Source organism: Cupriavidus sp. GA3-3, assembly GCF_000389805.1.
In the GTDB taxonomy this organism is placed as follows: Bacteria; Pseudomonadota; Gammaproteobacteria; order Burkholderiales; family Burkholderiaceae; genus Cupriavidus; species Cupriavidus necator_D.
Map to the genome: position 1 here is coordinate 524,473 of NZ_KB944460.1, position 26,642 is coordinate 551,114.

The 26,642-nt window shown below is 65.2% G+C and carries 25 protein-coding genes and 1 pseudogene; 15 read left to right on the plus strand and 11 right to left on the minus strand.

The window, feature by feature from the left end:
* The first annotated feature begins 12 nt into the window (after positions 1-12).
* A complete protein-coding gene (locus C265_RS02385) occupies positions 13-630 on the plus strand; it encodes a LysE family translocator (protein WP_010812777.1) in 618 nt (205 codons plus the stop codon).
* Positions 631-671: 41 nt separating this feature from the next.
* Here C265_RS02385 and C265_RS02390 read toward each other — a convergent pair whose 3' ends face one another.
* Positions 672-4,238, minus strand: a complete 3,567-nt coding sequence (locus C265_RS02390) for an indolepyruvate ferredoxin oxidoreductase family protein (RefSeq protein ID WP_010812776.1) — start codon at positions 4,236-4,238, stop codon at positions 672-674.
* 119 nt (positions 4,239-4,357) lie between these two features.
* On the opposite strand from C265_RS02390, the gene C265_RS02395 reads away from it, so the two are divergent.
* Entirely contained in the window at positions 4,358-5,293 is a 936-nt protein-coding gene (locus C265_RS02395) for a LysR substrate-binding domain-containing protein (protein ID WP_010812775.1), read from the plus strand.
* Between the two features lie 37 nt (positions 5,294-5,330).
* Here C265_RS02395 and C265_RS02400 read toward each other — a convergent pair whose 3' ends face one another.
* Positions 5,331-6,350 carry a LysR family transcriptional regulator gene (locus tag C265_RS02400; protein ID WP_010812774.1) on the minus strand — a complete coding sequence of 340 codons (1,020 nt, stop codon included), beginning with the start codon at positions 6,348-6,350 and terminating at the stop codon, positions 5,331-5,333.
* 372 nt (positions 6,351-6,722) lie between these two features.
* Between C265_RS02400 and C265_RS02405 the strand changes: the two genes are divergently transcribed.
* The 3 genes from C265_RS02405 to C265_RS02415 all read left to right on the plus strand — a co-directional run bounded on the left by C265_RS02405 (position 6,723) and on the right by C265_RS02415 (position 9,160).
* On the plus strand, positions 6,723-7,739 hold the full coding sequence (locus C265_RS02405) for a GlxA family transcriptional regulator (RefSeq protein ID WP_037023370.1): 1,017 nt from the start codon (positions 6,723-6,725) through the stop codon (positions 7,737-7,739).
* 144 nt (positions 7,740-7,883) lie between these two features.
* Positions 7,884-8,642, plus strand: coding sequence for an SDR family oxidoreductase (locus C265_RS02410; RefSeq protein ID WP_010812772.1), 759 nt, complete (start codon positions 7,884-7,886; stop codon positions 8,640-8,642).
* Positions 8,643-8,659: 17 nt separating this feature from the next.
* Positions 8,660-9,160 carry an Ohr family peroxiredoxin gene (locus C265_RS02415; protein WP_010812771.1) on the plus strand — a complete coding sequence of 167 codons (501 nt, stop codon included), beginning with the start codon at positions 8,660-8,662 and terminating at the stop codon, positions 9,158-9,160.
* Positions 9,161-9,232: 72 nt separating this feature from the next.
* Here the strand turns inward: C265_RS02415 and C265_RS02420 are convergent, their stop codons facing one another.
* Both C265_RS02420 and C265_RS02425 read right to left on the minus strand, forming a co-directional pair.
* Positions 9,233-9,574: a cupin domain-containing protein gene (locus C265_RS02420; protein ID WP_371258340.1), complete on the minus strand. Its 342-nt coding sequence runs from the start codon at positions 9,572-9,574 to the stop codon at positions 9,233-9,235.
* 73 nt (positions 9,575-9,647) lie between these two features.
* The gene (locus C265_RS02425) at positions 9,648-10,127 is read right to left on the minus strand and encodes a carboxymuconolactone decarboxylase family protein (protein WP_010812769.1); all 480 of its coding nucleotides are present in this window, start codon (positions 10,125-10,127) and stop codon (positions 9,648-9,650) included.
* 363 nt (positions 10,128-10,490) lie between these two features.
* Between C265_RS02425 and C265_RS02430 the strand changes: the two genes are divergently transcribed.
* A complete protein-coding gene (locus tag C265_RS02430) occupies positions 10,491-10,982 on the plus strand; it encodes a polyhydroxyalkanoate granule-associated phasin (protein ID WP_231881453.1) in 492 nt (163 codons plus the stop codon).
* Positions 10,983-11,022: 40 nt separating this feature from the next.
* Here the strand turns inward: C265_RS02430 and C265_RS02435 are convergent, their stop codons facing one another.
* A complete protein-coding gene (locus tag C265_RS02435; RefSeq protein WP_010812767.1) occupies positions 11,023-12,396 on the minus strand; it encodes an MFS transporter in 1,374 nt (457 codons plus the stop codon).
* A 382-nt stretch (positions 12,397-12,778) separates the two neighbouring features.
* Between C265_RS02435 and C265_RS02440 the strand changes: the two genes are divergently transcribed.
* Positions 12,779-13,483, plus strand: coding sequence for an RraA family protein (locus C265_RS02440; protein WP_010812766.1), 705 nt, complete (start codon positions 12,779-12,781; stop codon positions 13,481-13,483).
* A gap of 248 nt (positions 13,484-13,731) precedes the next feature.
* A pseudogene (locus C265_RS31170) lies at positions 13,732-13,872 on the plus strand (transposase); the annotation flags it as partial.
* A 51-nt stretch (positions 13,873-13,923) separates the two neighbouring features.
* Here the strand turns inward: C265_RS31170 and C265_RS02445 are convergent.
* From C265_RS02445 to C265_RS02460, 4 genes are all read right to left on the minus strand, one after another.
* On the minus strand, positions 13,924-14,550 hold the full coding sequence (locus tag C265_RS02445; RefSeq protein ID WP_010812765.1) for a pyridoxamine 5'-phosphate oxidase family protein: 627 nt from the start codon (positions 14,548-14,550) through the stop codon (positions 13,924-13,926).
* Positions 14,547-15,923 (minus strand): adenylosuccinate synthetase, encoded by a 1,377-nt coding sequence (locus tag C265_RS02450; protein ID WP_010812764.1) that lies wholly within the window; start codon positions 15,921-15,923, stop codon positions 14,547-14,549. Before C265_RS02450 ends, C265_RS02445 begins: the two co-directional genes overlap by 4 nt.
* A gap of 3 nt (positions 15,924-15,926) precedes the next feature.
* Entirely contained in the window at positions 15,927-16,391 is a 465-nt protein-coding gene (locus C265_RS02455; RefSeq protein WP_052181584.1) for a RidA family protein, read from the minus strand.
* 146 nt (positions 16,392-16,537) lie between these two features.
* On the minus strand, positions 16,538-17,323 hold the full coding sequence (locus C265_RS02460; RefSeq protein WP_011617583.1) for a helix-turn-helix domain-containing protein: 786 nt from the start codon (positions 17,321-17,323) through the stop codon (positions 16,538-16,540).
* Between the two features lie 137 nt (positions 17,324-17,460).
* On the opposite strand from C265_RS02460, the gene C265_RS02465 reads away from it, so the two are divergent.
* Positions 17,461-18,318 carry an alpha/beta hydrolase gene (locus C265_RS02465; RefSeq protein WP_010812761.1) on the plus strand — a complete coding sequence of 286 codons (858 nt, stop codon included), beginning with the start codon at positions 17,461-17,463 and terminating at the stop codon, positions 18,316-18,318.
* A 152-nt stretch (positions 18,319-18,470) separates the two neighbouring features.
* Here the strand turns inward: C265_RS02465 and C265_RS02470 are convergent, their stop codons facing one another.
* Positions 18,471-19,070, minus strand: a complete 600-nt coding sequence (locus C265_RS02470) for a helix-turn-helix domain-containing protein (RefSeq protein WP_010812760.1) — start codon at positions 19,068-19,070, stop codon at positions 18,471-18,473.
* A 149-nt stretch (positions 19,071-19,219) separates the two neighbouring features.
* Here C265_RS02470 and C265_RS02475 point away from each other — a divergent pair, with 149 nt between their 5' ends.
* The 3 genes from C265_RS02475 to C265_RS02485 all read left to right on the plus strand — a co-directional run bounded on the left by C265_RS02475 (position 19,220) and on the right by C265_RS02485 (position 22,281).
* On the plus strand, positions 19,220-20,209 hold the full coding sequence (locus C265_RS02475) for a tripartite tricarboxylate transporter substrate binding protein (RefSeq protein WP_011617585.1): 990 nt from the start codon (positions 19,220-19,222) through the stop codon (positions 20,207-20,209).
* Positions 20,210-20,256: 47 nt separating this feature from the next.
* Positions 20,257-21,033: an aldolase gene (locus C265_RS02480; RefSeq protein WP_010812758.1), complete on the plus strand. Its 777-nt coding sequence runs from the start codon at positions 20,257-20,259 to the stop codon at positions 21,031-21,033.
* A 273-nt stretch (positions 21,034-21,306) separates the two neighbouring features.
* A complete protein-coding gene (locus C265_RS02485; RefSeq protein ID WP_011617586.1) occupies positions 21,307-22,281 on the plus strand; it encodes a tripartite tricarboxylate transporter substrate binding protein in 975 nt (324 codons plus the stop codon).
* 29 nt (positions 22,282-22,310) lie between these two features.
* Here the strand turns inward: C265_RS02485 and C265_RS02490 are convergent, their stop codons facing one another.
* The gene (locus C265_RS02490; protein WP_010812756.1) at positions 22,311-23,285 is read right to left on the minus strand and encodes a LysR family transcriptional regulator; all 975 of its coding nucleotides are present in this window, start codon (positions 23,283-23,285) and stop codon (positions 22,311-22,313) included.
* A gap of 90 nt (positions 23,286-23,375) precedes the next feature.
* Here C265_RS02490 and C265_RS02495 point away from each other — a divergent pair, with 90 nt between their 5' ends.
* Genes C265_RS02495 through C265_RS02505 form a run of 3 tightly spaced genes read left to right on the plus strand, consistent with a single transcriptional unit; the run spans position 23,376 to position 26,613 of the window.
* Positions 23,376-24,605 carry a CaiB/BaiF CoA-transferase family protein gene (locus C265_RS02495; RefSeq protein ID WP_010812755.1) on the plus strand — a complete coding sequence of 410 codons (1,230 nt, stop codon included), beginning with the start codon at positions 23,376-23,378 and terminating at the stop codon, positions 24,603-24,605.
* Positions 24,602-25,612: an NADPH:quinone oxidoreductase family protein gene (locus C265_RS02500; RefSeq protein WP_010812754.1), complete on the plus strand. Its 1,011-nt coding sequence runs from the start codon at positions 24,602-24,604 to the stop codon at positions 25,610-25,612. Before C265_RS02495 ends, C265_RS02500 begins: the two co-directional genes overlap by 4 nt.
* 53 nt (positions 25,613-25,665) lie before the next feature.
* The gene (locus C265_RS02505) at positions 25,666-26,613 is read left to right on the plus strand and encodes a tripartite tricarboxylate transporter substrate binding protein (protein WP_052181589.1); all 948 of its coding nucleotides are present in this window, start codon (positions 25,666-25,668) and stop codon (positions 26,611-26,613) included.
* The last annotated feature ends 29 nt before the right edge of the window (positions 26,614-26,642 follow it).

Here is a 26,642-nt window from a genome sequence, read left to right on the forward strand (position 1 = left end):
GAATACCCCGCCATGTCATTCATCCCCTTCCTGATCGCAGCCATCGTTCTCGCCATCACCCCCGGCCCGGCCATCGCCTATGTCGTTGCACGAACGGTGGCTGGCGGCCGATCCGCAGGCCTGGCTTCATGCTTCGGCACCGCCCTCGGAGGCTTGCTCCATGTGCTCGCGGCAGCCTTGGGCCTGTCGCTGGTCATTGCCCAGTCGGCCGTGGCATTCAACCTGCTCAAGTATCTGGGTGCTGCTTATCTGGTGTACCTGGGGATTCGCATGCTGATGCGCAAGCAGGCGCCGGTCACGCTCGAAACCATGCCATCCAGAGGTGCGCGCCGCGCTCTGGTCGAGGGCATCATGGTCGAGGTCCTGAACGTCAAGACGGCGCTGTTCTTTCTGGCGTTCCTGCCGCAGTTTGTCTCGGCGAGCGAAGCTCTGGTGGCGCAGTTGGTGCTGTTGGGCTGCATTTGCGTCGCGCTCAATACGCTGGTCGACGTTGTTGTCGTGTTTGCCGCGCATCGTCTGCTCAAGTCCGGCGCCGCCCGCGAAGCTCGCGCCCGCTTGATGACCCGGATGTCGGGCGTGACGATGCTGGGCCTGGGCGCCTTTCTGGCGCTCGCCCGGCGCGAAGCATAGACAGGGGGGCGGTTCGGCGCAGGGCTCGAACCGCCCGCCCCTCAAGCAGCAGCCCGCCGGGCCGCGCCGCGATACTGCGCCAGCAACGCGTCCCGCCGTACTGCCGCCGCATCCATACTGGCCTCCTTCACGTGGCCGTAGCCGCGGATATCCTCCGGCAACGCGGCAAGCGCCAGCGCGGTGTCGACGTTGTCCGCGCTCAGGGACGCCGCGAACTCGTCGACCAAGGCCAGATAGTCGTTGACCAGCGCCCGCTCGGCGCGGCGCTCGGCAGTCTTGCCAAACACATCGAACGCCGTGCCACGCAACCCCTTCAGGCGCGCCAGCAAGCGGAATGCCGTCATCGTGCGCGGACCGAAGCGGCGCTTGACCGGGTGGCCCTTGTCGGTCTTGGCCAGCAGCGGCGGCGCCAGCCAGAAGTTGAGCTGGTAGTCGCGGCCGGGCTCCCCTTCAAACTGGGCGCGCAGCTTGTCCAGGAAGGCGGGATCGGCGTAGAGGCGCGCCACCTCGTATTCGTCTTTGTAGGCCATCAGCTTGGCCAGGTTGCGGGCCACGGCCTCGGTCAACGGCAGCTTGCGGTCGATGCCCAGTTGCTGCTCCGCGGCGCGGATGCGCTCGACAGCCTCGCGGTAGCGGGCGGCATATGCAGAGTTCTGGTATTCGGCCAGCATCGTCTCGCGCTTGCGGATCAGGGTGTCGAGCGCCTGCGGGATTGCCACGACCTGTGCGGCCGGGGCCGCCGGAGCACCCGGCAAGTGCGCCTTGACCGCCGCCTCGCCATGGTGCGCGAGATACCGCCCCCATTCGAATGCCAGCCGGTTCTTGTCGATTGACACCCCATTGAGTTCGATCGCGCGCAGCAGGCTTTCACGCTGCAGCGGGATCCAGCCCTTCTGCCAGGCAAAGCCGAGCAACAGCGGGTTGGAGTAGATGGCGTCGGCCAGCAGGGTCACCGCCCATGCGCTGGCGTCGAAGAATGCGCAGGCATCGCCCACGCTGGCGCGCAGGTCCTGCTCGGCGCTGGCACCGGGGAACTTCCACTTCGGGTTCTTGATGAATTCCGCGGTGGGCGTGTTGGCGCTGTTGACCACGGCGGCGGTCAGGCCATGCCGGACCTTCGACAACACCTCGGGCGACGCCGAGACGATGGCGTCGCCCCCGATCACCAGGCGCGCCTCACCCGTCGCGATACGCGTCGCGTGCAGGTGGTCCGGGCCCGGTGCGATCTGCACGTGGCTGATCACAGCCCCGCCCTTCTGTGCCAGGCCAGCCATGTCGAGCACGGTCACGCCCTTGCGTTCAAGGTGCGATGCCATGCCCAGCAGGCCGCCGATGGTGACCACGCCAGTGCCGCCCACGCCGGTGACCAGCACGCCGTATGGCCGCTCCAGGGCCGGCAGCCGCGGCAGCGGCAGCGCCTCGAAGTCGGCGCCGGTGCCTTTGCCACCCGCTGCCGCGGGCTTGCGCACCTGCGCCCCCTCGGCAGTGACAAAGCTCGGGCAGAAGCCGTTGACGCAGGAGAAATCCTTGTTGCACGACGACTGGTTGATCTTGCGCTTGGTCCCGAGTTCGGTCTCCAGCGGCTCCACCGACAGGCAGTTGGACTTGGCCGAGCAATCGCCGCAGCCCTCGCAGACCGCGTCGTTGATAAAGGCGCGCTTGGCCGGGTCAGGATAGGTGCCGCGCTTGCGGCGGCGGCGCTTCTCGGTCGCGCAGGTCTGGTCGTAGATCAGGATGGTGACGCCCGCGGTATCGCGCAGCTCGACCTGGACGGCGTCGAGCTGGTCGCGATGGAACACAGTCACGCCCGACGGCAGCATGGCGCCGTCGCCATACTTCTGCGGCTCGTCGGTGACGACGACCAGCTTCTTCGCGCCCTCGGCCAGCACCTGGTGCGCAATCTGCGGCACCGTCAGCACGCCGTCGATGGGCTGCCCGCCGGTCATTGCCACGGCGTCATTGAACAGGATCTTGTAGGTGATATTGGCCTTGGCCGCGATCGATGCGCGGATGGCCAGCAGCCCCGAGTGGAAATACGTGCCGTCGCCCAGGTTGGCAAACACGTGCTTGTCGCCGGTGAAATGCATCTGGCCGGTCCAGGCCACGCCTTCGCCGCCCATCTGGCTGAAGGTGTCAGTATTGCGGTCCATCCACAGGGTCATGTAGTGGCACCCGATGCCGGCCAGCGCACGCGAGCCCTCCGGCACGCGCGTGGACGTATTGTGCGGGCACCCCGAGCAGAACCAGGGCTTGCGCTCCACCGCGATGCGCGGCTGCGCGGCCTCGCGCTCCTTGGCCTCGATCAGCGCCACGCGCGCGGCAATGCGTGCGCGCACCGCTTCCGGCAGGTCAAAACGTTCCAGCCGGCGGGCGATAGCCTTGGCGATCAGCGCCGGCGACAATTCATAGTGCGCGGGCAGCAGCCAGTTGCCACGCGGCACCGACCACTCGCCGCCATCGTTGCCACGCTGGTCGAACTTGCCGAAGACCTTGGGCCGCACATCCTCGCGCCAGTTGTACAGCTCTTCCTTGAGTGCGTATTCGAGGATCTGCCGCTTCTCTTCCACCACCAGGATCTCTTCCAGGCCGGTGGCGAACTCACGGGCGCCGTGCGCCTCCAGCGGCCACACGCAACCCACCTTGTAGACGCGGATGCCGATGCGGGCGCAGGTGTCATCGTCCAGGCCCAGGTCTGCGAGCGCCTGGCGCACGTCCAGGTACGCCTTGCCGGCAGTCATGATGCCGAAGCGCGCGTTCGGCGAATCGAGCACGACGCGATTGAGGCGGTTGGCCCGCACATAGGCCAGCGCCGCATACCACTTGTGGTCAAGCAGCCGCGCCTCCTGCTCCAGCGGGGAATCGGGCCAGCGGATATTGAGTCCGCCCTGCGGCATGACAAAGTCCTGCGGCAGCGCGATCTGCACGCGCTCGGGATCGATCTCGACCGAGGCGGTCGACTCCACCACGTCGGTGACGCACTTCATTGCCACCCACAGGCCGGAATACCGGCTCATGGCCCAGCCATGCAGGCCGTAGTCGAGGTACTCCTGCACATTGGCGGGGTACAGCACCGGGATGCCGGCGGCCTGCAGCACGTGCTCCGACTGGTGCGCCACGGTGGAGGACTTGGCGGCATGGTCGTCGCCGGCCAGCAGCAGCACGCCGCCATGGCGCGACGAGCCGGCCGAATTGGCGTGCTTGAGCACGTCGATGGACCGGTCCACGCCCGGCCCCTTGCCATACCACATCGAGAACACGCCGTCGCGCGTGGCGCCGGGGAACAGGTTGACCTGCTGGCTGCCCCAGACGGCGGTCGCGGCAAGGTCTTCGTTGACGCCGGGCTGGAACACCACGTCGCTGGCCGCCAGGTGCTGCTTGGCCTTCCACAGGGCCTGGTCGACGCCGCCCAGCGGCGAGCCGCGATAGCCCGAGATAAAGCCGGCGGTGTTGAGGCCGGCGGCGCGGTCGCGCGCCTTCTGTAGCATTGGCAGGCGGACCAGGGCCTGCACGCCGCTCATGTAGACGCGGCCCTGCTCCAGGGTGTACTTGTCGTCCAGGCTGGCGCTGGCCAGGGCTTCGAGCAAGGCGGGGTTCAGCGGGGCATTCACGATCTCAGTCTCCGTGCTTGTTCTCTTGTATCCGGAGCAGTTTAGAAATCCGTGCCGTCATCGTAAAATCATGAATTCAAACACCTGATATCTGAAAAACGGATAACCCGGAGATTCCCATGTTCAAGGCGCGCGAAGGCTCGGAAAGACTGGCCAAGGAAGTCACGCTGAGGCAGTTCCGCTACTTCGTCGCGGCCGCGGAGACCGGGCAATTCTCGATGGCCGCGACCGCCGAGCATGTCTCGCAGTCGGCCATCACCAATGCCGTGCTGGCGCTTGAGCAGCGCCTGGCGGTACGCCTGTTCGAGCGCCGGCCCCATGGGGTGACGTTGACGGCAGAAGGCCACCTCTTCTTCCAGCACGCCCGCCAGATCCTGGATTCGGTCGAGGATGCGCTGCGCGAGCCGCGCTTCCAGGTGCACGGGTTGCAGGGCAGCGTGCGCCTTGCCGCCTCCTATACGGTGCTGGGCTACTTCCTGCCGGGGCTGCTGGCGCGCTTTCGCACCAACTATCCGGACATCGAACTGGATCTGCTCGACATGGACCGGCCCGATATCGAGCGGGCCGTGCTGGCGGGGGAGATCGAGCTGGGCATCGCGCTGCTGTCGAACCTGGAGCGGCCCCAGCGCTTCCAGCGCCATACGCTGATGCGATCCCGGCGCCAGTTGTGGACTTCGTCCAGCCATCCGCTGCTGGCCGTCGAGCGCCCTTCGCTGCGCGATATTGCGGCCTATCCGTATATCCTCATCACCGTGGACGAGGCCGAGGAATCCACGCTGCGTTACTGGCGCAGCCACCGGCTCGCACCCAAGGTCGCATTCCGGACCGGCTCGATGGAGGCCCTGCGCGGGCTGGTGGCGCATGGCTTCGGCGTCACCGTGCTGTCCGACATGGTGTATCGCCCGTGGTCACTGGAGGGAAAGCAGATCGAGGCCCGCCCGATTGCCAATGCGGTGCCGGACATGGAGGTTGGCATGCTGTGGCAGCCCGGGCGCAAGCTGGGCAAGCCGGCGGATGCGCTGAGGGAGTTCCTGATTCACGCGTGCGGGAGCTGAGGCGGGACATTCGATTGCCCGCGCCCTTACAACAACGCTATCTGAAGGACCGGTAGCCTGTCGTCGAGTAGTCCGTGTAGAAATCCGCCAGGCAATGCAGATTGAGCGCCCGGATCTCTTCAATCATGAAGTCAACAAAAACGCGGATGCGCGAGGGCAGGTGCTGGCGGCTGAGGTAACAGATGTAATGCCCGCGGTCGTCAGGCGCATACCGTCCCATGGCGATGACCAGTTCGCCGCGGGCGATGCGGTCGCAGGCCTGGTAGCCCGCCATCTGCGCGATGCCCAGCCCGTCGAGCACCGCCGCCAGCACCAGCTCAGGGTCATTGAACGTCAGCCTTGCGGCAGGCACAACCTTGCGCACATGCCCCTCGACCTTGAATTCCCATTCAAGGATGCGCGCGCCGGCGATGCGGGTGTTGATGCATTCGTGCCGGGCGAGATCCTCCAGCGTCGACGGTAGTCCATGCCGCGCCGCGTAGGCAGGAGACGCGCACACAGCCATCTGCATCGGGATCAGCTGCTTCGCAACGATGCTTGAATCCTCGATGCGGCCATTGCGGAACGCGACGTCGATGTTCCCGGCCGCGAAGTCCGTTGGCCGGTCATCGAGCACCAGGTCCAGGGAAATGTCCGGATAAGCCGCCGAGAACTTCGACAGCAGCGGCGCCACCACCTTGCGCCCGAAGCCGGCCGTCGCGCTAATGCGAAGCAGGCCGCTTGGCGGTCCAAGGCGCAGTTCCAGCATGTCGTTCATGGCCTCGACGATATGCGCCACGCCCTGGTGACAGTTCTCGAAGAAGCGCTCGCCCTCGCGGGTCAGTTGGGTGGTGCGCGTGGTGCGCAGGAACAGCCGCGTGCTCAGCTGCGTTTCCAGCTTCAGGACGTTGCGGCTGACCGCTGAGCGGCCGATGCCCAGCCGCTCGCCCGCCTTGGAGAAGCTGCCCTCGGTGGCGACCGCCATGAAGGCGATGATGCCGGCGTAGCTTGCCGCGAAACTGGCGGACAGCCCGTCCGCGCGATCCGGCGGGCCGGGGCGAAAGCCCCGCTGCGGCATACCGGTTACGTCTCTATCCGCCCCCCCGCGGTTGACAGGGGACGTCGGGTGAACGTCTGGAACAACGATGTCCATGTCATTGCCTTTCGGCGCGGCGCAACGAATGAGGGTCCACGCTGTGCGGTGCACAACCATGGCATGATCGTAATGACCCGCCATGCCCGGGTAAATGACAGATGCCCCTGGATTTCTGCCATCCGGCCCGGCGCGAGCGGCGACAATGCAGATATGAAGCAGCGGAAGGCGCCGGTCCACAGGGCCTTCCGCTGCGATCCGTGGCGAAGGCGTCGCACTGCGCGTGCTTGCCGGCCACATGCCTTGCGCGGGATCGCGCCGGCGGCATAACATCCATCGACTTTCAAGATCCCTGCCATGGTTCCCTCTCCGCCTGCGCCCTCTTCCCGGACACTTGACGACCAGCCACGCAATCTTCTGTTCGTGGCCTTCCCGGACATGAGCCTGCTTGATCTCACCGGACCGCAAACCGTGTTCTGGGCTGCCTCCCGGTTTGCACGCGAACGCGGCTTCGCCGGCTACCGGAGCTATCTGGCAAGCGAGCACGGCGGCCTGGTTGCCTCGGCCGAAGGCACCGCCGTGCAGGCCATGGCGCTCTCGGAAATCGATCTGCAGCACATCGATACGATCATCCTCCCGGGTGCCCCCGAGATGGTCAGGGTGCTCGACAGCGCCACCTCGCTGGTCGCCTGGCTGCAGCAGGCCGCCGGACAGGTACGCCGCGTTGCCTCGGTCTGCAGCGGGGCCTTCCTGCTTGCGCAAGCGGGCTTGCTTGACGGCAGGCGCGCTGCCACTCACTGGGCGATGCATGCGCAGTTCCGCGCGCGCTTTGCCGCGGTCGAACTGGACCGGGACGCCATTTTCGTCCGCCAGGACCGCATCTGGACCTCGGCCGGCGTGACCACCGGCATCGACATGGCGCTTGCGCTGGTCGAGGACGACTATGGCCACGATATCTCGCTGAGCGCGGCCAGGGAGCTGGCGGTCTTCATCAAGCGGCCGGGCACGCAGCCACAGATCAGCGAGATCCTGCTGGCGCAGAGCCGGCACGTGCCGCTGTTCGAGGCGCTCCATCTATGGATCATCGAAAACCTGTCGCGGGAAGGGCTGTCAGTGGAACAGCTCGCCGAACAGGTCGGAATGAGCCCCCGCAACTTTGCCCGGGTCTACAAGCAAAAGACCGGGCGCACCCCGGCCAAGGGGGTTGAGCATTTCCGGCTGGAAGCCGCACGCCGGCTGCTCCAGGACCTGCATCTGCCGGTGGAGCAGATCGCAAGGCAGTGCGGCTTCGGCAGCGAGGAACGGATGCGCCTTACGTTCCAGCGCAACCTGGGCTTCTCGCCCAGCGAGTATCGGTCGAAGGTGACCGGCTGAGAAAACGCCACAACCCGGCCGCACCATTGGTGCCGAACGGGAAACACCATGCGTCCGCCGCCGGCGCTACCGTCACTGCACCCCTTCGCCTAGCATGGGACATGGGTTGGATGCCCATCCCTTCCACCAGAATCGAGGTGCATGATGAAGATCGTTGTGATTGGAGGTACTGGCCTGATCGGCAGCAAGGTCGTCGCCCGGCTTGCCGGGCAAGGCCATGAAGTCGTTGCCGCGTCTCCGCAGACCGGCGTGAATGCGCTGACAGGCGAAGGCCTGAGCCAGGCACTTGCCGGGGCGCAGGTTGTCGTGGACGTGGCCAACTCGCCATCGTTCGCGGATGATGCCGTCCTGCATTTCTTCGAGACGTCCGGCCGCAACCTTGCGGCGGCGGAGAAGGCAGCCGGTGTCGCGCACCATGTGGCGCTGTCAGTGGTCGGCACGGACAAGCTCTCACAAAGTGGCTACTTCCGCGGCAAGATTGCGCAGGAAGCGCTGATCCGGAACGCCGGCATCCCTTACACCATTGTCCGCTCCACGCAGTTCCTCGAATTCCTTGGCGGCATCGTCCAGTCGGGCGCCGATGGCGATTCCGTGCGCCTGTCATCCGCATCGATCCAGCCGATTGCCTCGGATGACGTGGCCGAAGCTGTGGCCGACCACGCCCTTGCCGATCCCGTCAACGGCATCGTCGATATCGCCGGGCCGGAACGCTTCCACCTGAGCGACCTCGTGCAACGCTATCTCGATGCCACCAAGGATCCGCGCAAGGTTGTCGTCGATGGCAAGGCCCGCTATTTCGGCGCCGAGCTGCAAGACGATACGCTGGTACCGGAAGGCCCGGCACGCCTGGGCAAGACCGCTTTCGAAGCGTGGCTGCGACAGAGCCAGAAGCCGAAGGCCTGACAACGCGGGCGGGCCATATGGACAACAAGGGGCTGCAAGCCCCCCCGCTGAGCCTGCTCGACAAGTATCGCGGGCAGGGCTTCCACGCCCTCTACACCACGACCGTCACCGTCTCGGGCGGGGAAACCGGACACGGCCGCGCCTCGGGCGTGGCGCGTTCCGACGACGGCAATCTTGTCATCGACCTGCGGCTGCCGGCGGCGCTGGGCGGCCCCGGCCACGGCACCAATCCCGAGCAGTTGTTCGCCGCGGGATATGCCGCCTGCTTTCATGGGGCGCTGAACCTGCTGGCCCGGCGATCCAATGTCAGCGTCGACAACCTCGCAGTGGAAGTGGAGATAGCGTTCGGCCGCGATCCCGTTGACGGCGGCTTCGCGCTGGCCGCGGACATCCGGGTCAGGATGCCTGGCGTGCAACGACAGGTGGCGGAAGAACTGGTGCGCAATACCGAGCGCTTCTGCCCCTATGTGAAGATGGCCAGGCAGGGCATTGTCAGCGTCGTGGCAGTGGTTGACTGAGCTGCGCGCAACGACGGGCCCGCGGATGCGATCCCTGAACCTTCGGGATCGCATCCGCGGCCGGCCAATGTGCTACTTCGTTGGCGTCAGTATCGGAGCGCCCTTGTTCTTCAGCAACAGCACCATGAACTTCGCGGGCCTGGTGTTGCTGGCGTTGCGCCCGACAGTATGAATATCGTCAGGGCCTTCGTGGAAGGTCTGCCCGGCAGTCAGCGTGACTTCCTTGCCGCCCCGGACTCCCATCACGATACTGCCCTCAAGGACATAGACGAATCCGTGCGCGTCATGGCGATGCACCGGGTCGGCGCCGCCGGGCGGGTATTCCACCACGATCATCTGCACCTCCTTGCCGGGATATTCCGGAAGCGCCTCTGTCGACAGCAGCGTCACCTTGGGCTCCGGCGGCGCAGCCATGGCCGGTTGCGCCACCAGCAGGACGGAAAGCAGCAGCGGGGCCAGGCCCGGCGTTCTGATGATTTTCACGATGTCACTCCAGCTTTGCCTTATCGAGGCCATAGGCCTTGTCGGCCGAGCCCGGCACGGTCCGGAAGGCCACGTTCAGCCGGTTCCAGCCATTGATGGCCATGACCAGAAAGGTCAGGTCCGAGAGTTCCTTTTCCGACAGATGCGCGCGCACGCGCTCGTACAGGTCATCCGGCACACCGTGCGGCGGGATGTTGGTCAGCACCTCGGTCCACGCCAGCGCGGCCCGCTCGCGCGGCTGGAACAGCGTCGATTCGCGCCAGATCGCGACATGGTGAAGGCGGAGCTCTCGCTCGCCATGGATGCGCGACTGCTTGACGTGCATGTCCAGGCAGAAGGCACAGCCATTGAGTTGCGAAGCGCGAATCTCGACCAGGTCACGGATGGATGGCTCGATCGCATTGTCCTGCAGCAGGGTGCCGAATTCCAGGTACTTCTTGAAGAGTTCGGGGGACTGCTTCATGGCATTCACGCGTTGGGTCATGTCGGCTCCTGAGGGATGGAAAATGTGAAGGGATGCCGTGGCACTCACCACTGCGTGCCGCGGCATGGAGCAAATCGTAGGCCGCGGCGGCGCACGGCGGTAGGCGCGCCAAGGTACCCACACTGTTGAGGCTTCGACACCAATCAGGGCTTTGGCGTAGCGCGGCTCGGGGGAAGCCGGATCCTGTCGTGTCGTGCCGATCCAGCGCAGAAAACCAAAAGAAATGGTGCAATGCAACATAAATACCCCTATGCTTGGAGGCATGCCAGCCGGCTACGCCTTCGAAAAGCGACCCGGACGCCGCTCGCCTCCCAAGAACTTGCCAGGTGTCCGTTATTCATCGGATGCCGAAGGAAAACCCGCGTGCCCTCCTCCCCTCTTCCGCAGCCGATCCTCGACGCTTCTGCAAACTCCTCCCGCCTCTTTCGTGACATGTGCGAACTGCTCCAGGCAGCAATACATGTCGTCAGCATTCGCACCACGCGCATGGCCATCGCCGGTCCGGCGCCTGGCGAACAGGACCAGCGCGAATTCAGCCTGATGAGCGTTGAGAAAGGAGAGGCCGCGTCTGAATCGTTGCTTGCCATGGGTTCGGGATGGATCAACCTGACCATGACCCTCGCAAAGGACACCAGCGATCATCTTTGGGCGACCTCCGCGGCCGCGGCGACGCTGGCGTCCAGTCGATCCGCCGCGCAATGGTTCGAACGCCAGGCCGACCTTCTGCAATTGGCCGCCGGGTTCCCCGGCAACCCGCTGCAGCTGGCAGACCTGGCGACAAACCTGATGCAGCAGATCCTCGCGCCGATCCACGGCCGCGCGATGGCAAATGCGAAGCGCCTGCGTGCATCATGAAGGCTGCCGGGCCCGGGCGCATGCATCGCTAGGGGCGGTATTAGTCAGCAATGGTCTCCAGCGCTCTGCCACGGGTCTCGATGCCGAACCGGAACACGATGCCGGCCGCAGCAAGGAAACACAGCGCGCCAAGGCAGAACACTCCAGCCTGGCCGGCAACGGGCAGAACCAGCCCCACCAACGCCGGACCCAGCAGCGATCCGATCCGCCCGACCGTCGACGCCATCCCGCAACCTGAAGCGCGCGCCCGCGTGGGATACAGTTCCGGCGTATAGGTATAGAGCACTGCCCACATGCCGAACATGAAGAACTGCATCATGCCGCCGGAAAGGAAGAGCGCCATGGGGTCGGGACTGGACCCGGCGACCCTGCCGTAGATAAACACCATGCACGCCCCGCCCACCAGAGTCGCCACGCATGCTGGCTTGCGCCCCCAGCGCTCCACCGCCCATGCGGCCCAGAGAAAGCCGGGAATGCCGCCGATTGAGATATACACCGTGTACAGCACGGATTTGGTTACCCCGAGGCCCGATTGCTGCAGCAACGCGCCAATCCAGGTATTGAGGCCGTAGAACCCCAGCAGGGCGAAGAACCACAGGCCCCATACGGTCAAGGTCCGACTACGGTACTCGCGGGACCAGAGCACGCGCAGGCCCGATGTGGCCGGCTCCGCCGCCGCTGCCGCCGGCGTGACTTCCGGCAACGCATCGAGCTTCATCCGCCGCATGACCGATTGCTCGATACGGTCGACAATGTCGGCCGCTTCGGCATGGCGTCCCTGCGACTCCAGCCAGCGCGGGGACTCGGGCACAAAGCGGCGGACTACGATCAGGAATAGCGCCGGGACCGCGCCGAGCAGGAACATCGTGCGCCAGGTGTAGGCGCTCAGCACGTAGTACGACATCAGCCCAGCGCAAATGAAGGCGATCGGCCAGTTTCCGTCCATCAGCGCCAGGTACTTGCCGCGCTGGCGCGCGGGAATGAATTCCGACATCAGCGTCTGCGCCAATGGCAGCTCCATGCCCATGCCGAGCCCGAGCAACAGCCGATACGCACCCAGCTCCATGGGACCGTTCGCGGTGGAGCAAAGATAGCTGCCCACGCCCCAGATGATCATGCTGACCTGGAAGACCGGCTTGCGGCCGAACTTGTCCGCCAGCACCCCGGAGCTGATCGCGCCAGTGGCCATGCCGACGAAGCTGGCGCTGCCGAGCATGCCGGCCTGCGCTGCGGTCAACCCGAATTCCGTCCGAATCGATCCCAGCAGATACGTCATCATGGCCAGGTCGAGGTTATCGAAAAAGAATGCCAGCGCAATGATGGCAAACAGAAGGCGGTGATACCCGCATACGGGTAGCCGTTCCAGCCGGTCGCCGGTGCGCACGCGCATCAGCTCGAGAGAGGTAAGCTTCATCTTGTCTCCAGTAGTTCCAGTGCCAGCGCTCTTGGGCACTGGCGGCAGGCGATAACGCATCGATGCGATATCGCCTGCTACTGTCGCGTGGAGACGCAGCCGCGACGCGCGCGGGAACGCCAAGGTCTGTCTCGCAGGTGCCAAGCCAATTGCCGCGGGTCGCGTGGGCCAAAAAAAAAAGGTTCATCGCCGATTTCCGGGGAAGGCCACTGGTCCGACGGCCGAGTTCGGCCAATAACGGTCATCAGAGGAGTTTCCCGAAAACCGTCATTCAAGCGCGCCACCCGTTGGTCAAGGGGTTCGGTCTTCGGTCGCTGTCGCTACCAGCGAAACTCCATTGGTCTATTATCGGCTGACGATCCATTCACCAAGGGAGATTGAAATGATCATTCCTGCTGTGGTGCGTCCTTCAAGCGAGCTGATAGGTCGATATCGAGAGCTAATCGCATCGTACGACTCCGTGACGTGTGCGTTGTCCGACTGTATGGGCCGATTCGGCGCGATGTCGGCTTCCCTTCGGCCCATCTTCGAACCTCTTTCCTTTGTGGGCACCGCAGTCACGGCCAGGGCGCTTGCGTCGGACCTCGCGGCGCCGTTCAAGGCTATTGACGTTAGCGAACCGGGCGACGTCATCGTGATTGACGCACATACGTCGGCTAGCACCGCGTTCTGGGGGGAGAACATGACGTTGTCCGCGCTAAATCGTGGCGTTATCGCTGCAGTTATCGACGGAGCCTGCCGCGATGTGCCGGAAATTCGCCGACTTCGGTTTCCGGTCGTGTGCCGCGGTATCGTGCCCAATGTTGCGGCCATCGCCGGTTACGGTGAAGTGAACGTTCCCGTTCAGTGCGGCGGCGTACCGGTCTCACCAGGCGATATCGTTGTGGCGGATGAAAACGGTGTAGTGGTGGTGCCGTTCGCCCGCTGCGAAGAGATCATTGGCAAGGCCGAGGAGCTACTGGAAACAGAGCACATTCTCCAGGACCGGCTACGTGCGGGAAGCACGATTGGACAACTCATAGATGTCGACTCGGTGTTCGCCAATACGTTTTCGTATCAGCAGCGCGCCGTGCGTAATGACGAATAGAGCATTTTGACCTGTTCGGCGCGTTCGAGGATCAAATGATCGAATGTCTGTTTCCTGAAGTCCGATCGACCGCGATGGGTCGAACTGAGACGGCCGACCGCGCTGTGAAATCGTGTCTCCGATTTGTTCGACACTTGCAGTGCAGCATGCAATGAAGGCGTCAAATCAGAATATGCGGATATCCGAATGTTCACCTCTCCGCTCACAGGAAGGCGTAACAGTTCGCTCGGGCATCGTATAGCGCGTGATGCCGGTACCCGCTGAACACAAGCGTCGTTGAGGGCATCAACAACACCATCAAAGTCATCAAGCGCCGAGCCTACGGCTACCGTGTCGAGGACTACTTCTTCCTAAAGATCAAGGCGGCGTTCCCCGGAATTCCTCGTTGAACCAAAAAAAGAGGTGCCGGAGCACCTCTTCATGTCGCGCGATGGCCTGACTCACCTGGAAGCAAACCTGTGGGGATCGAATGCCTCCGGCGGCAAGCCGGACAGCGTGGCACCGGACTGGAAGGGATAGCGCAGGTACGGCGCTTTCGGCTGACCCGGTGGCGAGTACTGTCCATCGGCAAGAATGCGTTTCTTCGCGCTCATCTCACGAATCTCGCAGCGATAGGCAACGATCTGGCTGGCTGCGCCGTCCTCGATCGGCGAGTAGTCTTTCTCGGGCCGGAACTTGTCCAGCGCCTGGTACTGGTGGGCACGCACCTCGTCGGCACTGTCACGCAGCCTGACTTCGCATCGCGCGATGGCGCTGTAGTACTCGAGGCTTGTATTCTGTCCCTTCGGTGCCTTCAGCAAGGCCACGGGCCGGTCGACCTCGATCGTGACCAGGGGATTCGCCCGAATCGCCGAGGCCAGCTTTCCGAATCTGGAACTGTGGATCAGGAAGGCGTCGCCGGTGAAGGTAAAGCTCTGCGCGGTAATGTAGGGATAGGGTGTGTCATGCACCGCGACCCGGCAGATCAGCTCGTTCCGGAGGAAGGCCTCGATGGCCGGCCAGTCGGTCCAGGCCAGGTCGGTCCGGCGCATTTCGTTGTGAAGGTAGGCGGGTGTCGTGGTCGTCATGGTCTCGTCTGCTGATGGTTCTGAAAATGCCGCATCTGCGCGCGTCCGGGCCCCAAACCAATTCCGCGCAAGGGCCGGCCAATGGCATCCGCCAGCCATTCAAGCAGGGCTTCCAGTTGCGGAGGCAGGGGGGAAGTGGCATCCCTCGGGATGGTGTCTTCGGCAAAGGCAGGAAACCGCACCACGCGCTGGCCACCGGTGTCAGTGGCGCCGGCAACGACCGGGATGCAGCGCTCGCGCGTGCGGTCAAAGGCCGCCAGGCTGTCGCACTTGTTCAGATACACCTCGTCAACCCCGCATTGCCGTACAGCAAGCCGGAGCTGCGCCACGTCAAGCAGCCCTACCCGCCGTGGCCGGCCGGTTCCGGTGCCGTACTCATTCGACAGCATCCGGATCGCCACGCCGATGGAGAATTCGTCCGCTTCGGCGAGCAAAGCCAGCGGATCCAGCCTGGCCGCCTCGTCGGCCCCGCCGCGGCCCTCCCGCGCCGCATCGGCGCAATAGGCCTCGGATCGCCCTGCGCCAAGTTCGGTTGGCAACGGCCCGCTGCCGACCCGGGATACGATCGCCTTGGCGACGCCGATGGTCTTGCGGTGATACTTGCATGGGAGGTCGCCACCCACATACGCGTAAGAAGGCATCGTATGGCTGGACGTGACCCAAGGCTGAACGCCCTGCACCACATCGAGCATGACGGACTGCGCGCCCTCGAAGAGCACATTGGCACCCGCTTCGACCCGCCGCAAGAGCGCGACCGGATCGTCCGTCACGAACGGCTCAACCACCTTCCACGCCTGGCGCATCGCGTTCACCACGGCCACAAGACCCTCGCCGTCGCCGTCGCGCTGCACGGCCAGCCGCATCATCTGCTCGAACACCCGGCTCCCGTCAACCACCAGGTCGCGGAGCTGAAACGAAGATCGCTCCCCTCCCCGCACGCGGGTCGCGAGATCCGCATAACACGGGCCGATGCCGTTGCCGGTGGTGCCAATCTGGGCGCCATCGTGGCGATCGGCCAGGACATGGAGAGGCTGGACGACCGGACACCTGTCACTGATCGTCAACCGCCCGCCCAGATCGATCCCCTGCGCCGCGAGCATCTCGATTTCGGCTGCCAGTTGCTGCAACCCGATCACGCAGCCTGAGCCGATGTAGAGCGCAACGCCGGGATGCAGCACCCCGGAGGGGACCTGCCGTAGCCGCAAGGTTCCGTCAGGCGTGGCGATGGTATGCCCGGCGTTCGCGCCGCCGTTGAAGCGCGCAATCACCTCGTACTCGCCGGCGAGGTGATCGACGACCCGCGCCTTCCCCTCATCGCCATATTGCAGTCCGACCAGGACGTCGGCGTACCCCGCCTTTTTCGCGGTGCCCATCGCCTACGCGTCCAGCGCAAATGTCGCCTCGATCTCCACCGGGGCACCGAAGGGAAGGCACGCCACGCCGAGCGCCAGGCGGGCATGGCGCCCTCTCTCTTCAAAGATCCGGTTCAGCAATTCCGACGCTGCATTGATCACCAGCGGCGCATCATGGAAACCCGGCTCCGCCGCAACATAGCCTCCAACGCGGACGATGCCCCGGATTCGTTCGAAATCCCCATCGGTCGCTGCCGCCACCCAACCCAGCAGGTTGGCCAGGCACAACCGCGCGGCCTGCTGTGCCGCTTCGACGGTGACTGCGCCCGGGACCTTGCCGACGAAGACCGGCTTGCCGTCCTGAAGCGGCAACTGCCCCGACACCGTCAGCAAACCATGGTGCAGGGTGTAAGGGACATAGTGCGCTTTGGGAAATTCCGTGGCAGGCAAGACAATGCCGGCAGCCTGGATACGATCCATCACTGACATACTGACTCCTCGACTTGAAAAAGTGTCGGCGAAGTGAGCACGGTGCGGGCCTCCGCCGACACCACGACTGTGCCGCACGGTTAAGCCTTAGATTCGCGTGGCGACGCCAGTTGATGTCGCGCAGACGCCAACCTGCCGGCTGGCGCCTAGTCGCCAGCCATGTCCCTGAAGTATTCGGTCGGCGTCATGCCCAGCGCACGCCTGAACATGGCACTGAAGGCACTTGGACTCTCATAGCCAAGTTGCAGCGCGATGTCCGTGACATGGCAGCCCTCGGCAAGCAGGCGTACCGCGGCCATCAGCCGGGCCTGCTGCTTCCAGCGGCTGTAGGTCATGCCCGTTTCTTCGGGAAACAGGCGGATGATGGTGCGCTCGCTGGCGCCGACCGAACGGCTCCACGCCGCCACGGAAGTCTCATCGGCAGGGTCCTCGAGGATCTTTGCGCAGATCTTGCTCAGCCGAGGGTCCTTGGGCATCGGCAGATGCAGCGGCACCACGGAAAGCGGGCGCAGTTCCTGCAGCAGAAGCTGCACCACCAGGCCGTCGCGGCCGCTTTCGTCATAGTCCAGCGGCATGCGCACGGCGGCCGATATCAGTTCGCGCAGCAGCGGCGGCACAGCGACGACACAACAGTTGCGCAACTCATCAGGAATGGCATCAGCGCGAATATAGACCGTGCGCATTTCCACATCGCCGCAGGCCTGCATGGCGTGCTCGACGTTGCACGGAACCCAGACCGCGCGTTGAGGCGGCACCACCCAGGAGCCGAAATCGGTGGTCACCAGGATAGCGCCCACATAGGCGTAGATCAGCTGGCCACGCGGGTGGGAATGCGCGGAGATATAGAAGCCGTCCTTCAGCTTGCGCGCCATCCCGCCCACTCGCCGGTCTATCGCCTGGTAGTCATCCCGGTTTTCGCTCTTTCCAAACATGGCGTCTTTGCGATAGTCGTTGTCATCCAGGGGCGCGCGCAGCCACACGCCGATACGTATCTTTGGCCGGACGCCAAATGCGTCGCAACGATCAAATGGAATCGAGGCATCGGTCCCACAGTCTGGAGCCAAAAGTAATGTCAGTGTATCGAAACTTCAATCAGGAAGAACTGGACAAGCAGTACAACGTCAGGGCGGGAATTCCCGGGTTCCAGGACATCTTCAAGGGATGGGAGAACACCAGCGCCGCATTCCGTCGCGCCCATCCCGTAAAGGAGAACCTTGCGTATGGCCTGGACGCCAAGCAGGCGCTGGACTTCTTTCCCGCAGCCACCAGGAGCCGTCCGTTGCTCGTCTTCATTCATGGCGGCTACTGGCAATCGCTGGACAAGTCGGACTTCAGCCACGTTGCCGCCCCGTACCTGAAGCACGACATCAACGTCGCCGTGGTGAACTACCGGCTCGCCCCGGAGGTCGGGATGGCCGAGATCGTCCGCGATAATCGCGACGCCGTGGCATGGCTCCACGGCAATGCGGCCGAACTGGGGTTCGATGCGAACCGCATCTATGTATCCGGCCACTCAGCCGGCGGACATCTCACCGCCACGCTGGCAGGAACCGATTGGGAGTCGTTCGGCCTCCCCGCTGACGTGCTCAAGGGCGGATGCGCGATCAGCGGCCTGTATGACCTGGAACCTATCCGCCTGTGCTATCTCAACAAGGTGGTCGGCCTGACCGAGGCGGATGTCGCCAGCTACAGCCCGATTCATCATGTTCCACGAGTGAAATTGCCCATGATCCTGACCGTTGGCGGGGATGAGTCGCCGGAGTACCACCGGCTGCAGCGCGAATACCAGGCGCTGCTGGGCGAATGCGGCTTTGACGTGCAGGTGGTGGTGCAGGAGCGCGGCCATCATTTCGACGCGGTCGACCTGCTGGGCGATGCCGATGGCGCCCTGGCCGCGTCGGTGTTGCGCATGATCGAGCGCGCCTGAGGCCTGAGGGCCGGATCGCGGGCAGGGCGGCATTCAGCACAGGCCGCCATGTCCGCGGTCCCGGTGCAATCACCGGATCGGGGCGCTTGCCTGCACGGTTGTGAAAGCGCGAACTCGTGATCAGAAGATTCCATGGCGTGGCAAACCACGCGCTACCCCACCCTCTTCCGGTCGCTGACTACCACCAGCGCCTGTGCCAGGGTCTTGCCAATCGAGCGCGAGCGATGCGGGATCGATGCGTTGAAATACAGCGAGTCGCCAGCCCGCATCCGTACCGTGCGGTCATCGAACAGCACCTCCATCTCGCCCGATACGACGAAGATCAGCTCTTCGCCGGCATGGCTGGCCATTGGCTGGTCTTGTGCCAGCGTGAACGGCGGCACCATGACGAAGGGCTGCATCGCCTTGTCCACGCGCTCCGTGGCAATGGCTTCGTAGGTATAGCCCTGGCGCTCGGCGGACGGGCTGAACGGAACCCGGTCCGCGGCCTTGACCAGCAGGATCTCATTGCCGCGCTGCGGCTTGGCGATCAGCTGGTCGACGGTCACGTCGAGGGCCTCGGCCAGCTTGAGCACCGTACCGATGGTCGGCGACGACAGGCCGCGCTCCAGCTTGGACAGGTAGCTCTTGGTCAGCGATGCCCGTTGCGCCAGTTCCTCAAGCGTCAGCCCGTTGAGCTTGCGCAGTGCCGCCAGCCGTTCGGCGATGGTCGAAAGAGCGGCCGGAGCGCCCGATTCTTGCTTCCTGATCATCCGCAGTCACTGGTTAGAAGCGCCCGGACAGGCGCATGGGTCGGCTCGGATTGTAAGGTCGGCACGACACATCGGCAACTCGGTTTGCCTAAATGACACTTCGGTGTCATTATAGACACACTTGTTTCCCCACCCGCCCCCGAAGGAGCATGCAAGTGAGTCCCAAGCGCCCCCATCTCGCAGGTGCAGCAGCCCTGTTTGTCACCCTCTTCCTCAGTGGTTTGCCTGCTGCCCACGCGGCCGGCTATCCGGATCGTCCCATTACGCTGGTGGTGCCATTCGGCGCCGGCGGCATCACTGACCTGGTGGCACGCGCCACCGGCAAGGCCCTGTCTGAACAGCTTGGCCAGTCGATCGTCGTGGAAAACCGCCCCGGCGCGGGCGGCAACATCGCGGCAGATTTCGTACGTCGTGCCCGGCCCGATGGCTACACACTGATGTTTGCCACCGTGGGCGTCCTTGCGGTCAATCCGCATACGGACGTCAAGGTCAGCTTTGATAGCGCGAAGGACTTCACCTATATCTCGCTCGTCGGTTCCACGCCCCATCTGGTGGTGGTCGGCGCCGACGTCCCGGCCAGGACGCTGCCCGAACTGATCAAGCTCGCGCAACGCCAGCCCGGCGCCGTCAGCGTAGGCACCGCAGGCGTCGGCAGCTCGCCGTACCAGGGCATGCGCGTGCTGCAGGACGCGGCCCGGGCCGAATTCCTGCACGTACCGTTCAAGAGCGGCGCTGAATCGGTGACCAACGTTGTCTCGGGGCAGGTCAACATGACATTCGAGGCCACGCCGCAGGTGATGCCATTCGTCGCCTCCGGCAAGCTGCGGGCGTTGGCCGTTGCCAATCCGCGGCGGCTGGCCACCGCGCCGGACGTGCCGGCGACACCGGAACTGGGCCTGCCGACCATCGTGTCCGGTTCGGTGGCAGGCCTGATTGCGCCTGCCGGCCTTGATGCCGCCATCGTGAAGAAGCTCAACACAGCCATTGCCGGCGTGGTATCGAACCCCAAGTTCAAGGCCACGCTGATGGCACAGGGCACTGAACCGATGTCATCGTCGCCCGAACAATTCCGCAAGCTGATCAAAGAAGAAGACCAGCGCTGGTCGGCCTTGCTCAAGGCTGACAACAAGACCAGGTAACGCGGACTGAAAGCTCCCCTTCTCCAGCACAACGAAAGGAAAATCCCATGGCCAGCACCATGCAACTGAGCAAGAGCGAAATCGTCGCCGCCTCGCTCCAGAAAATCCAGATGGAACTGCGCACGCAGAAAATGCCGCTGCGCGAGGCAGTAGCCGAAACCTGCCGGATCCTGTTCGCCTTCGGGCACGACTCCGGCCTCTCAGGCCAGATCACCGCGCGCGCAGAACAGCCTGGCACCTACTGGACCCAGCGCCTGGGTCTGGGCTTCGACGAAATCACGTCCGACAACCTGCTGCTCGTCAACGAAGACCTGGAAGTCCTGGAAGGCAGCGGCATGCCGAACCCGGCCAACCGCTTCCATTCCTGGCTCTACCGTGCGCGTCCGGACCTGAACTGCATTGTCCATTCGCACGCGCCGCACGCCTCGGCGCTGGCGATGCTGGAGGTGCCGCTGGTCATTTCGCATATGGACACGTGCGTGCTCTACGACCAGTGCGCGTTCCTTGAGAAATGGCCTGGCATTCCTGTCGGCAATGAAGAGGGAGAAATCATCTCGGGAGCCCTTGGTGACAAGAAGGCCATCCTGTTGTCCCACCACGGCCTGCTGGTGGCCGGTGCCACGGTGGAAGAAGCCTGCGTACTGGGTGTGATGTTCGAGCGTGCCGCCCGGCTGCAACTGCTGGCCATGGCGGCGGGCCCGATCCAGCCGATCCCGCACGATCTGGGCTGCGAAGCGCAGCGCTGGGTCAGCACCCAAAAGCGGTTCGAAGCCACCTTTGCCTACTACTCGCGGCGTGCGCGTCGCGGGCTGGGCGCCGAATAGCAACAGGGCGCCGACGGGCCGGCGCAAGCACGGCCAGGCCATGGCGAAGTCTGCAGTCTGCTGAGAACCTGAACCACGCCTGGCCCTGCGCCATTGCCGCTTGCTTGATATGAGAAGCGCAAGCTCCGACAGTATTGGTCGAATGGGATAATCGCGTCATGGCAGGCAGGGCGGGAATCGCAGATCTGCCGCCGATGGCGCAGGTGAGTGACGGCGCCATAGCCGGCGCCCGCCGCCGGCGCTCATACCCCTACCCAAGAACGGAGACATGCCTTGACCATTAAAAACCGATTCACCCTGGGCCTGTTGGCAACGGCAGCCCTCATCGCGGCGGCCCCGGCTTGCGCACAAGAACAGTGGCCAGCAAAGACGATCCGCTTTGTCGTGCCCTTTGCCGCCGGCGGCGCCAATGACCTGATGGCGCGCGCCGCGGCCGAGGGCGCAACCAAGGCGCTGGGCCAGACCGTGCTGATCGAGAACCGGCCCGGCGCGGGCGGCACCGTGGGCGCCGACATCGTGGCCAAGAGCGCGCCGGATGGCTATACCTTCCTGATCAGCGCAGCCGGCGTCATCTCCAACAGCATGATCAAGAAGTCAATGCCGTTCAAGGATGACGCGCTGGTTCCCGTGGCCATGATCGGCCTTGCGCCTTCGGTCATCGTGGTGCCGAAGAACGCGCCCTACAAGGATCTGCGCGACTTCGTCGAGGCCTCAAAGAAGGGGAACGGTTTCAACTTCGCGACCGCGGGGACCGGCAGCACCCCGCACTTCGTGGCGGAGATCCTGAATGTGAAGTACGGCGCAAAGCTGCAGCCGGTGCCCTACAAGAGCGGGTCGGAAAGCACTACGGCAGTGCTGGGCGGCCAGGTGGAAGGAACCTCCGAGGCCAGCATCATCGCCCTTCCGCATATCCTGCACGATGGCAAGTTCAAGGCGCTCGCCACCACCTGGACGCAGCGCATCTCGGCCTACCCGCAGCTTTCCACCGCGGTGGAGCAAGGCTTCCCGGACCTGCAGATCGCGCATTGGGCCGGCGTCCATGCCCCCAAGGGGACGCCCGACGCCATCCTGGACAAGGTGGCCGCCGCGGTGGACAAGGCCATGAAGGACCCGGCCGCCGCCGCCAAGCTGAAGGCCGTGGGCATCGAACCGGTCGGCGGCACGCGTGCGGACTTCGTGAAGTTTGTCGAGGCGGAGCGCAAGCGGCTGGGCGAGATTGTCAAGGCCGCCAGGATGCAGGAGAAGTAATCGCTGTGCCCGCCATGCCGCCCCATCGGTCAGGACGCCGGGGCGGCACGGCTTTCATTGGCCGTTGCCGCAGGCAGGTTGCGGCGCCCCCAGTTCTCTGCCTGCCGCTCCAGGTGCAGGCGGATAAAGTCCATCAGCGTTCGCGTTGCCAGCGTGGGATAGCGGTTTGGCGCGGTCAGCATGTAGACACTGTCGCCCACGCCTTCGGCTTCGCACTCGGCCAGCACCTCGCGCATCTGTCCGGACTGCAGTTGCCGCCAGACCGCATAGCGCGGCAGCAGCGCCACGCCCAGCCCGCCCATCACCGACTCGAACAGGAACGGATAGTCGCCTGACTGGATCCGGGGCGACACGCGCAGCGTCATCGGCGTGCCCGCCAGCCATACCTTCAGCGTAAAGCGGCGCCCCAGCGATGCCGGGGCAATCATGTCGCAGCGCTCCAGGTCGGCCACGGTCCGGATCGGCCCGTGGCTGTCCAGGAACGAGGCCGACGCGCACAGGCACCAGCCGACATCGCAGATGCGCCTCGCCACGTGGTCATCGGGCGGCTGCGAGGTGATCTTCAGCGCCACGTCGACCTCGGCCGGGATCAGGTCGCCAATGTTGTCGTTGATGACGACGCGCAGCGAAATCTGCGGGTAGTTGCGCGCGAATTCCAGCAGCAATGGGGTCAGGTAGAGATGACCCAGTCCCGTGGGCAGGCGAATACGCACGTCGCCGCGCACCACCTGGCCAAGGCTGTCGATCGAGGTATTGGCCGACTGCAGTTCGTCCAGCATGCGCAAGCCATGCGCGTACAGCAACTGGCCCGCCTCGGTCAGTTCGACATGGCGCGTGGTGCGGCGCATCAACTGGGCGCCCAGGTGCTGCTCCAGTAATTTCAGGCGGCGCGATACGTTGGAGCGGGTCATGCCGCTGCGCTCCGCGGCGGCGGTCAGCGTGCGCGACTCGACCATGGTCACGAACAGCCGCACCAGGTTGAGATCGAAATTATTGTCAATCATGAGTCAACACCGTAGGCACAAATCGAGGGATTGTCCTGGCAGGAAGCCAACCCTAGCATAAACCTCCTGCTTACCCACCTTTCGAACGCCATGTCCGCACTGCCCGCTTCCGACCTGTCCGACACCGACCTGCCTTTCGCCGGCCTGCGCGTGCTCGACATCAGCCAGGGCATTGCCGGCCCGTATTGCGCGCACATCCTGTGGCAGCAAGGCGCTGGAATCGTCAAGGTCGAGCCGCCCGCGGGCGACTGGGGCCGCAAGGTCGGGGTCGTGCGCGGCGATACCAGCGCGCTGGCGATCGCCTATAACGCCGGCAAGCGCAGCGCCTGCATCGACGCCACCACTGACGCCGGCAAGGAGGTGCTGCTCGGCCTTGCGCTGCAGGCGGACATCGTCGTGCAGAACTTCCGCCCTCAAGTGGCGGAACGGCTGGGCGTGGGCTATGCGGCGCTGGCCGCGCAGCGGCCAGCGCTGATCTATGTGTCGATCAGCGGCTATGGCCCGGATGGTCCCTATGCCGACTATCCGGCTTCGGACTCGGTGATGCAGGCCGACTCCGGGCTGATGTTCGCCAACCGTGGCGCCGACGGTGGCGCGCGCCGCATCGGCATGCTGCTCGCCGACGCCGCCACCGGCCTCTATGCCGCCCAGGCCTGCGCCGCGGCGCTGTGCCGGCGTTTTCGCAGCGGGCTCGGCGGCCATGTCGAGCTGAACCTGTTCGATGCCTGCTGTGCGCTGCAGGCCAACAACCTGCTCGAGCATGCCATCGGTGGTCCGACGGCCGCCGGCCCGGTGAGCGCGCCCAATGGCGTCTATGCCAGCAGCGACGGCAGCGTGACGCTGCTGGCGCTGAACAACGCGCAGTTCGCCAAGCTATGCCATGCGCTGGACCGCACCGGCTGGCTGGAAGACCCGCGCTTTGCCGACAATGCCGCGCGCATGGCCCACGCCGCGCTGCTGAACCAGCAGGTGGCCGAGCAGATCGCCACGCGCACGACCGCGCAATGGCAAGACATCCTCAGCCGGCACGACGTGCTGCATGCCCCGGTGCGCAGCTATGACGACGTGCTGGCGCACCCGCAGGCGGCACACCGGCAGACCTTCCAGACGATCGCGCAGCCGGGGCTCGGACCGCTGCCCTTCGCCGGCATCCCGGCGCGCGACATGCGCCGGGATGCCGGCCCGGCGCCGGCCAACGGCGAACATACCGTGCAGGTCCTGCGCGAGGCCGGCTTCGGCCAGCAGGCCATCGACGCATGGCTGCAGCAGGGTGTGGTGCGACAGGCGACGGCCCCCGCGGCCAAGGCAGGTGTGCAATGAAGGCGCTTGTCTGCAAGCAGTTCGGCGGCGTGCAGGACGTGGCGCTGCAGGCCATCCCGGAACCGGTGCTGGCCGACCCGCATGCGGTCACGATTGCCGTCGAGTACGCCAGCGTCAGCCACGCCACCGGCCTGATGATCGCCGGCCAGTACCAGCGCCGGCCCCCGTTGCCCTTCGTGCCCGGTACCGAAGCGGTCGGCCGCGTGGTGGCCTGCGGTGACGCGTGCACGCGGCTGCGTCCCGGCGACCGGGTGGTGGCGATCGCGGACTGGGGCTGCTTTGCCGAACAGGTCACCGTGCCCGAGTACACCGTCTACCGCGTCCCGGATGCGCTGCCGTCAAAGGCCGCGCTGCCGATCCCGATTTCCTATGGCACGGCGTATTGCGGGCTGGTGTGGCGCTGCGCGCTGCGCCCGAATGACACGGTGCTGGTGCTTGGCGCCGGGGCCGGTGTCGGCCTGGCTGCCGTGGAAATTGCGCGCCAGCTCGGCGCCACCGTCATCGCCTGCGCCAGCACCGAGGCCAAGCGTGCCGACGCGCTGCGGCGCGGCGCCACGCACGCGCTGGCCCCGGCGGACCTGGCGGCATCGGTCAAGGCGCTGACGCACGGCCGTGGCGCGGACGTAGTGGTGGACCCGGTCGGCGGCGACCTGTTCAACCAGGCCCTGCGTGCGGCGGCGGCGAACGCGCGCATCCTCAGCATCGGCTTTGCCAGCGGCACCATCCCGCAGGCCCCGGTCAACCTGCTGCTGGTCAAGAACCTCACGCTGCACGGGTTCTTCTTTGGCCGCTACATCGGCTGGACGCCCGCCAACGAGCGGGCCGAGCATGCAACGGCGCTGCAGGAGGTCATGGCGACGCTGTTCGATTGGGCCGCGCGGGGCAAGCTGGAGCCGACCGTATCCGCGGTCTATCCGATCACCGGCCTGGACGACGCCCTGGCCGCGCTGGAATCCCGCCAGGTGGTGGGCAAGGTAGCCATAAAAATCAAGGAGACAGAGACGTGAACAACCGATACCAGAAACGACTTCCGGCTTGGCCGCGGCTGCGCGCGGCACTGATGCTGGCGGCAGCCGCGGCCGCGCTGCCGGCTGCCGCCGTCGCGCAGGCCTTCCCGCAGCATCCCGTGCGCATGGTGCTGCCCTACCCCGCCGGCGGGCCCACCGACCTGCTCGCGCGCGTGGTCGCGGTCAAGATGGGCGAGAGCCTGGGCCAGAGCGTGGTGGTCGACAACAAACCCGGCGCCAGCGGCATGATCGGCGCCGAAGCTGTGGCGCGCGCTCCCGCCGACGGCTACACCATCCTGGCCAATGCCTCGCTGCATGTGATCAACCCCAGCATTCAGCCGAAGATGCGCTATGACTCCTTCAAGGACTTCGTGCCGATCACGCAGCTGGCCGACGTGCCGCTGGTGCTGGTGGTCAACAACGCCTCGCCGGTGAAGACAGTGCAGGACCTGATCGCCTACGCAAATAGCCAGGGCGGTGCGCTCAACTTCGGCTCGGCGGGCAATGCCTCGGCCCAGCACCTGGCCGGCGAATCGTTCAAGCTGGCGGCAAAGGTGCCGATGCAGCATGTGCCGTACAAGGGCAGCGCGCCGGCGCTGACGGACCTGATGGGCGGCCAGATCCAGCTGATGTTTGATTCCATGCCGTCGGCGATGCCCTTCATCAAGTCCGGCAAGCTGCGTGCCGTTGCAGTGACCACCGCGCGGCGCGCGAGCGCGCTGCCAAACGTGCCCACCGTCGCCGAGTCCGGCCTGCCCGGCTTCGACATCAGCACCTGGTATGGGCTGTGGGCGCCGCGCGGCACGCCGGCCCCGGTCGTGGAAAAGCTGGCCGCGCATGCGGCCGGCGCGCTGAAGCGGCCCGATGTGCGCCAGCAATATGCCGACATGGGCGCCGAGCCGGTCGGCTCCTCACCTGGCGACTTTGCCCGCTACAACGCTTCCGAAGGCAAAAAATGGGCGGAAATCGTGCGGCGCTCGGGGGCCAAGGCAGACCAGTAGCGCACGGCGGTTGCCGCAGGACTGGCCGA

Coding starts and splice junctions, on each gene's coding strand:
- C265_RS02400 (WP_010812774.1), bottom strand. CDS start 6,350: ATGCCGCAGCGGGGCTTTCGCCCCGGCCCGCCGGATCGCGCGGACGGG.
- C265_RS02440 (WP_010812766.1), top strand. CDS start 12,779: ATGATCATTCCTGCTGTGGTGCGTCCTTCAAGCGAGCTGATAGGTCGA.
- C265_RS02445 (WP_010812765.1), bottom strand. CDS start 14,550: ATGACGACCACGACACCCGCCTACCTTCACAACGAAATGCGCCGGACC.
- C265_RS02420 (WP_371258340.1), bottom strand. CDS start 9,574: ATGGCTGCGCCGCCGGAGCCCAAGGTGACGCTGCTGTCGACAGAGGCG.
- C265_RS02500 (WP_010812754.1), top strand. CDS start 24,602: ATGAAGGCGCTTGTCTGCAAGCAGTTCGGCGGCGTGCAGGACGTGGCG.
- C265_RS02455 (WP_052181584.1), bottom strand. CDS start 16,391: ATGTCAGTGATGGATCGTATCCAGGCTGCCGGCATTGTCTTGCCTGCC.
- C265_RS02480 (WP_010812758.1), top strand. CDS start 20,257: ATGGCCAGCACCATGCAACTGAGCAAGAGCGAAATCGTCGCCGCCTCG.
- C265_RS02410 (WP_010812772.1), top strand. CDS start 7,884: ATGAAGATCGTTGTGATTGGAGGTACTGGCCTGATCGGCAGCAAGGTC.
- C265_RS02505 (WP_052181589.1), top strand. CDS start 25,666: ATGCTGGCGGCAGCCGCGGCCGCGCTGCCGGCTGCCGCCGTCGCGCAG.
- C265_RS02490 (WP_010812756.1), bottom strand. CDS start 23,285: ATGATTGACAATAATTTCGATCTCAACCTGGTGCGGCTGTTCGTGACC.
- C265_RS02415 (WP_010812771.1), top strand. CDS start 8,660: ATGGACAACAAGGGGCTGCAAGCCCCCCCGCTGAGCCTGCTCGACAAG.
- C265_RS02460 (WP_011617583.1), bottom strand. CDS start 17,323: ATGTTTGGAAAGAGCGAAAACCGGGATGACTACCAGGCGATAGACCGG.
- C265_RS02395 (WP_010812775.1), top strand. CDS start 4,358: ATGTTCAAGGCGCGCGAAGGCTCGGAAAGACTGGCCAAGGAAGTCACG.
- C265_RS02465 (WP_010812761.1), top strand. CDS start 17,461: ATGTCAGTGTATCGAAACTTCAATCAGGAAGAACTGGACAAGCAGTAC.
- C265_RS02405 (WP_037023370.1), top strand. CDS start 6,723: ATGGTTCCCTCTCCGCCTGCGCCCTCTTCCCGGACACTTGACGACCAG.
- C265_RS02425 (WP_010812769.1), bottom strand. CDS start 10,127: ATGACCCAACGCGTGAATGCCATGAAGCAGTCCCCCGAACTCTTCAAG.
- C265_RS02475 (WP_011617585.1), top strand. CDS start 19,220: ATGCAAGTGAGTCCCAAGCGCCCCCATCTCGCAGGTGCAGCAGCCCTG.
- C265_RS02495 (WP_010812755.1), top strand. CDS start 23,376: ATGTCCGCACTGCCCGCTTCCGACCTGTCCGACACCGACCTGCCTTTC.
- C265_RS02435 (WP_010812767.1), bottom strand. CDS start 12,396: ATGAAGCTTACCTCTCTCGAGCTGATGCGCGTGCGCACCGGCGACCGG.
- C265_RS02450 (WP_010812764.1), bottom strand. CDS start 15,923: ATGGGCACCGCGAAAAAGGCGGGGTACGCCGACGTCCTGGTCGGACTG.
- C265_RS02470 (WP_010812760.1), bottom strand. CDS start 19,070: ATGATCAGGAAGCAAGAATCGGGCGCTCCGGCCGCTCTTTCGACCATC.
- C265_RS02385 (WP_010812777.1), top strand. CDS start 13: ATGTCATTCATCCCCTTCCTGATCGCAGCCATCGTTCTCGCCATCACC.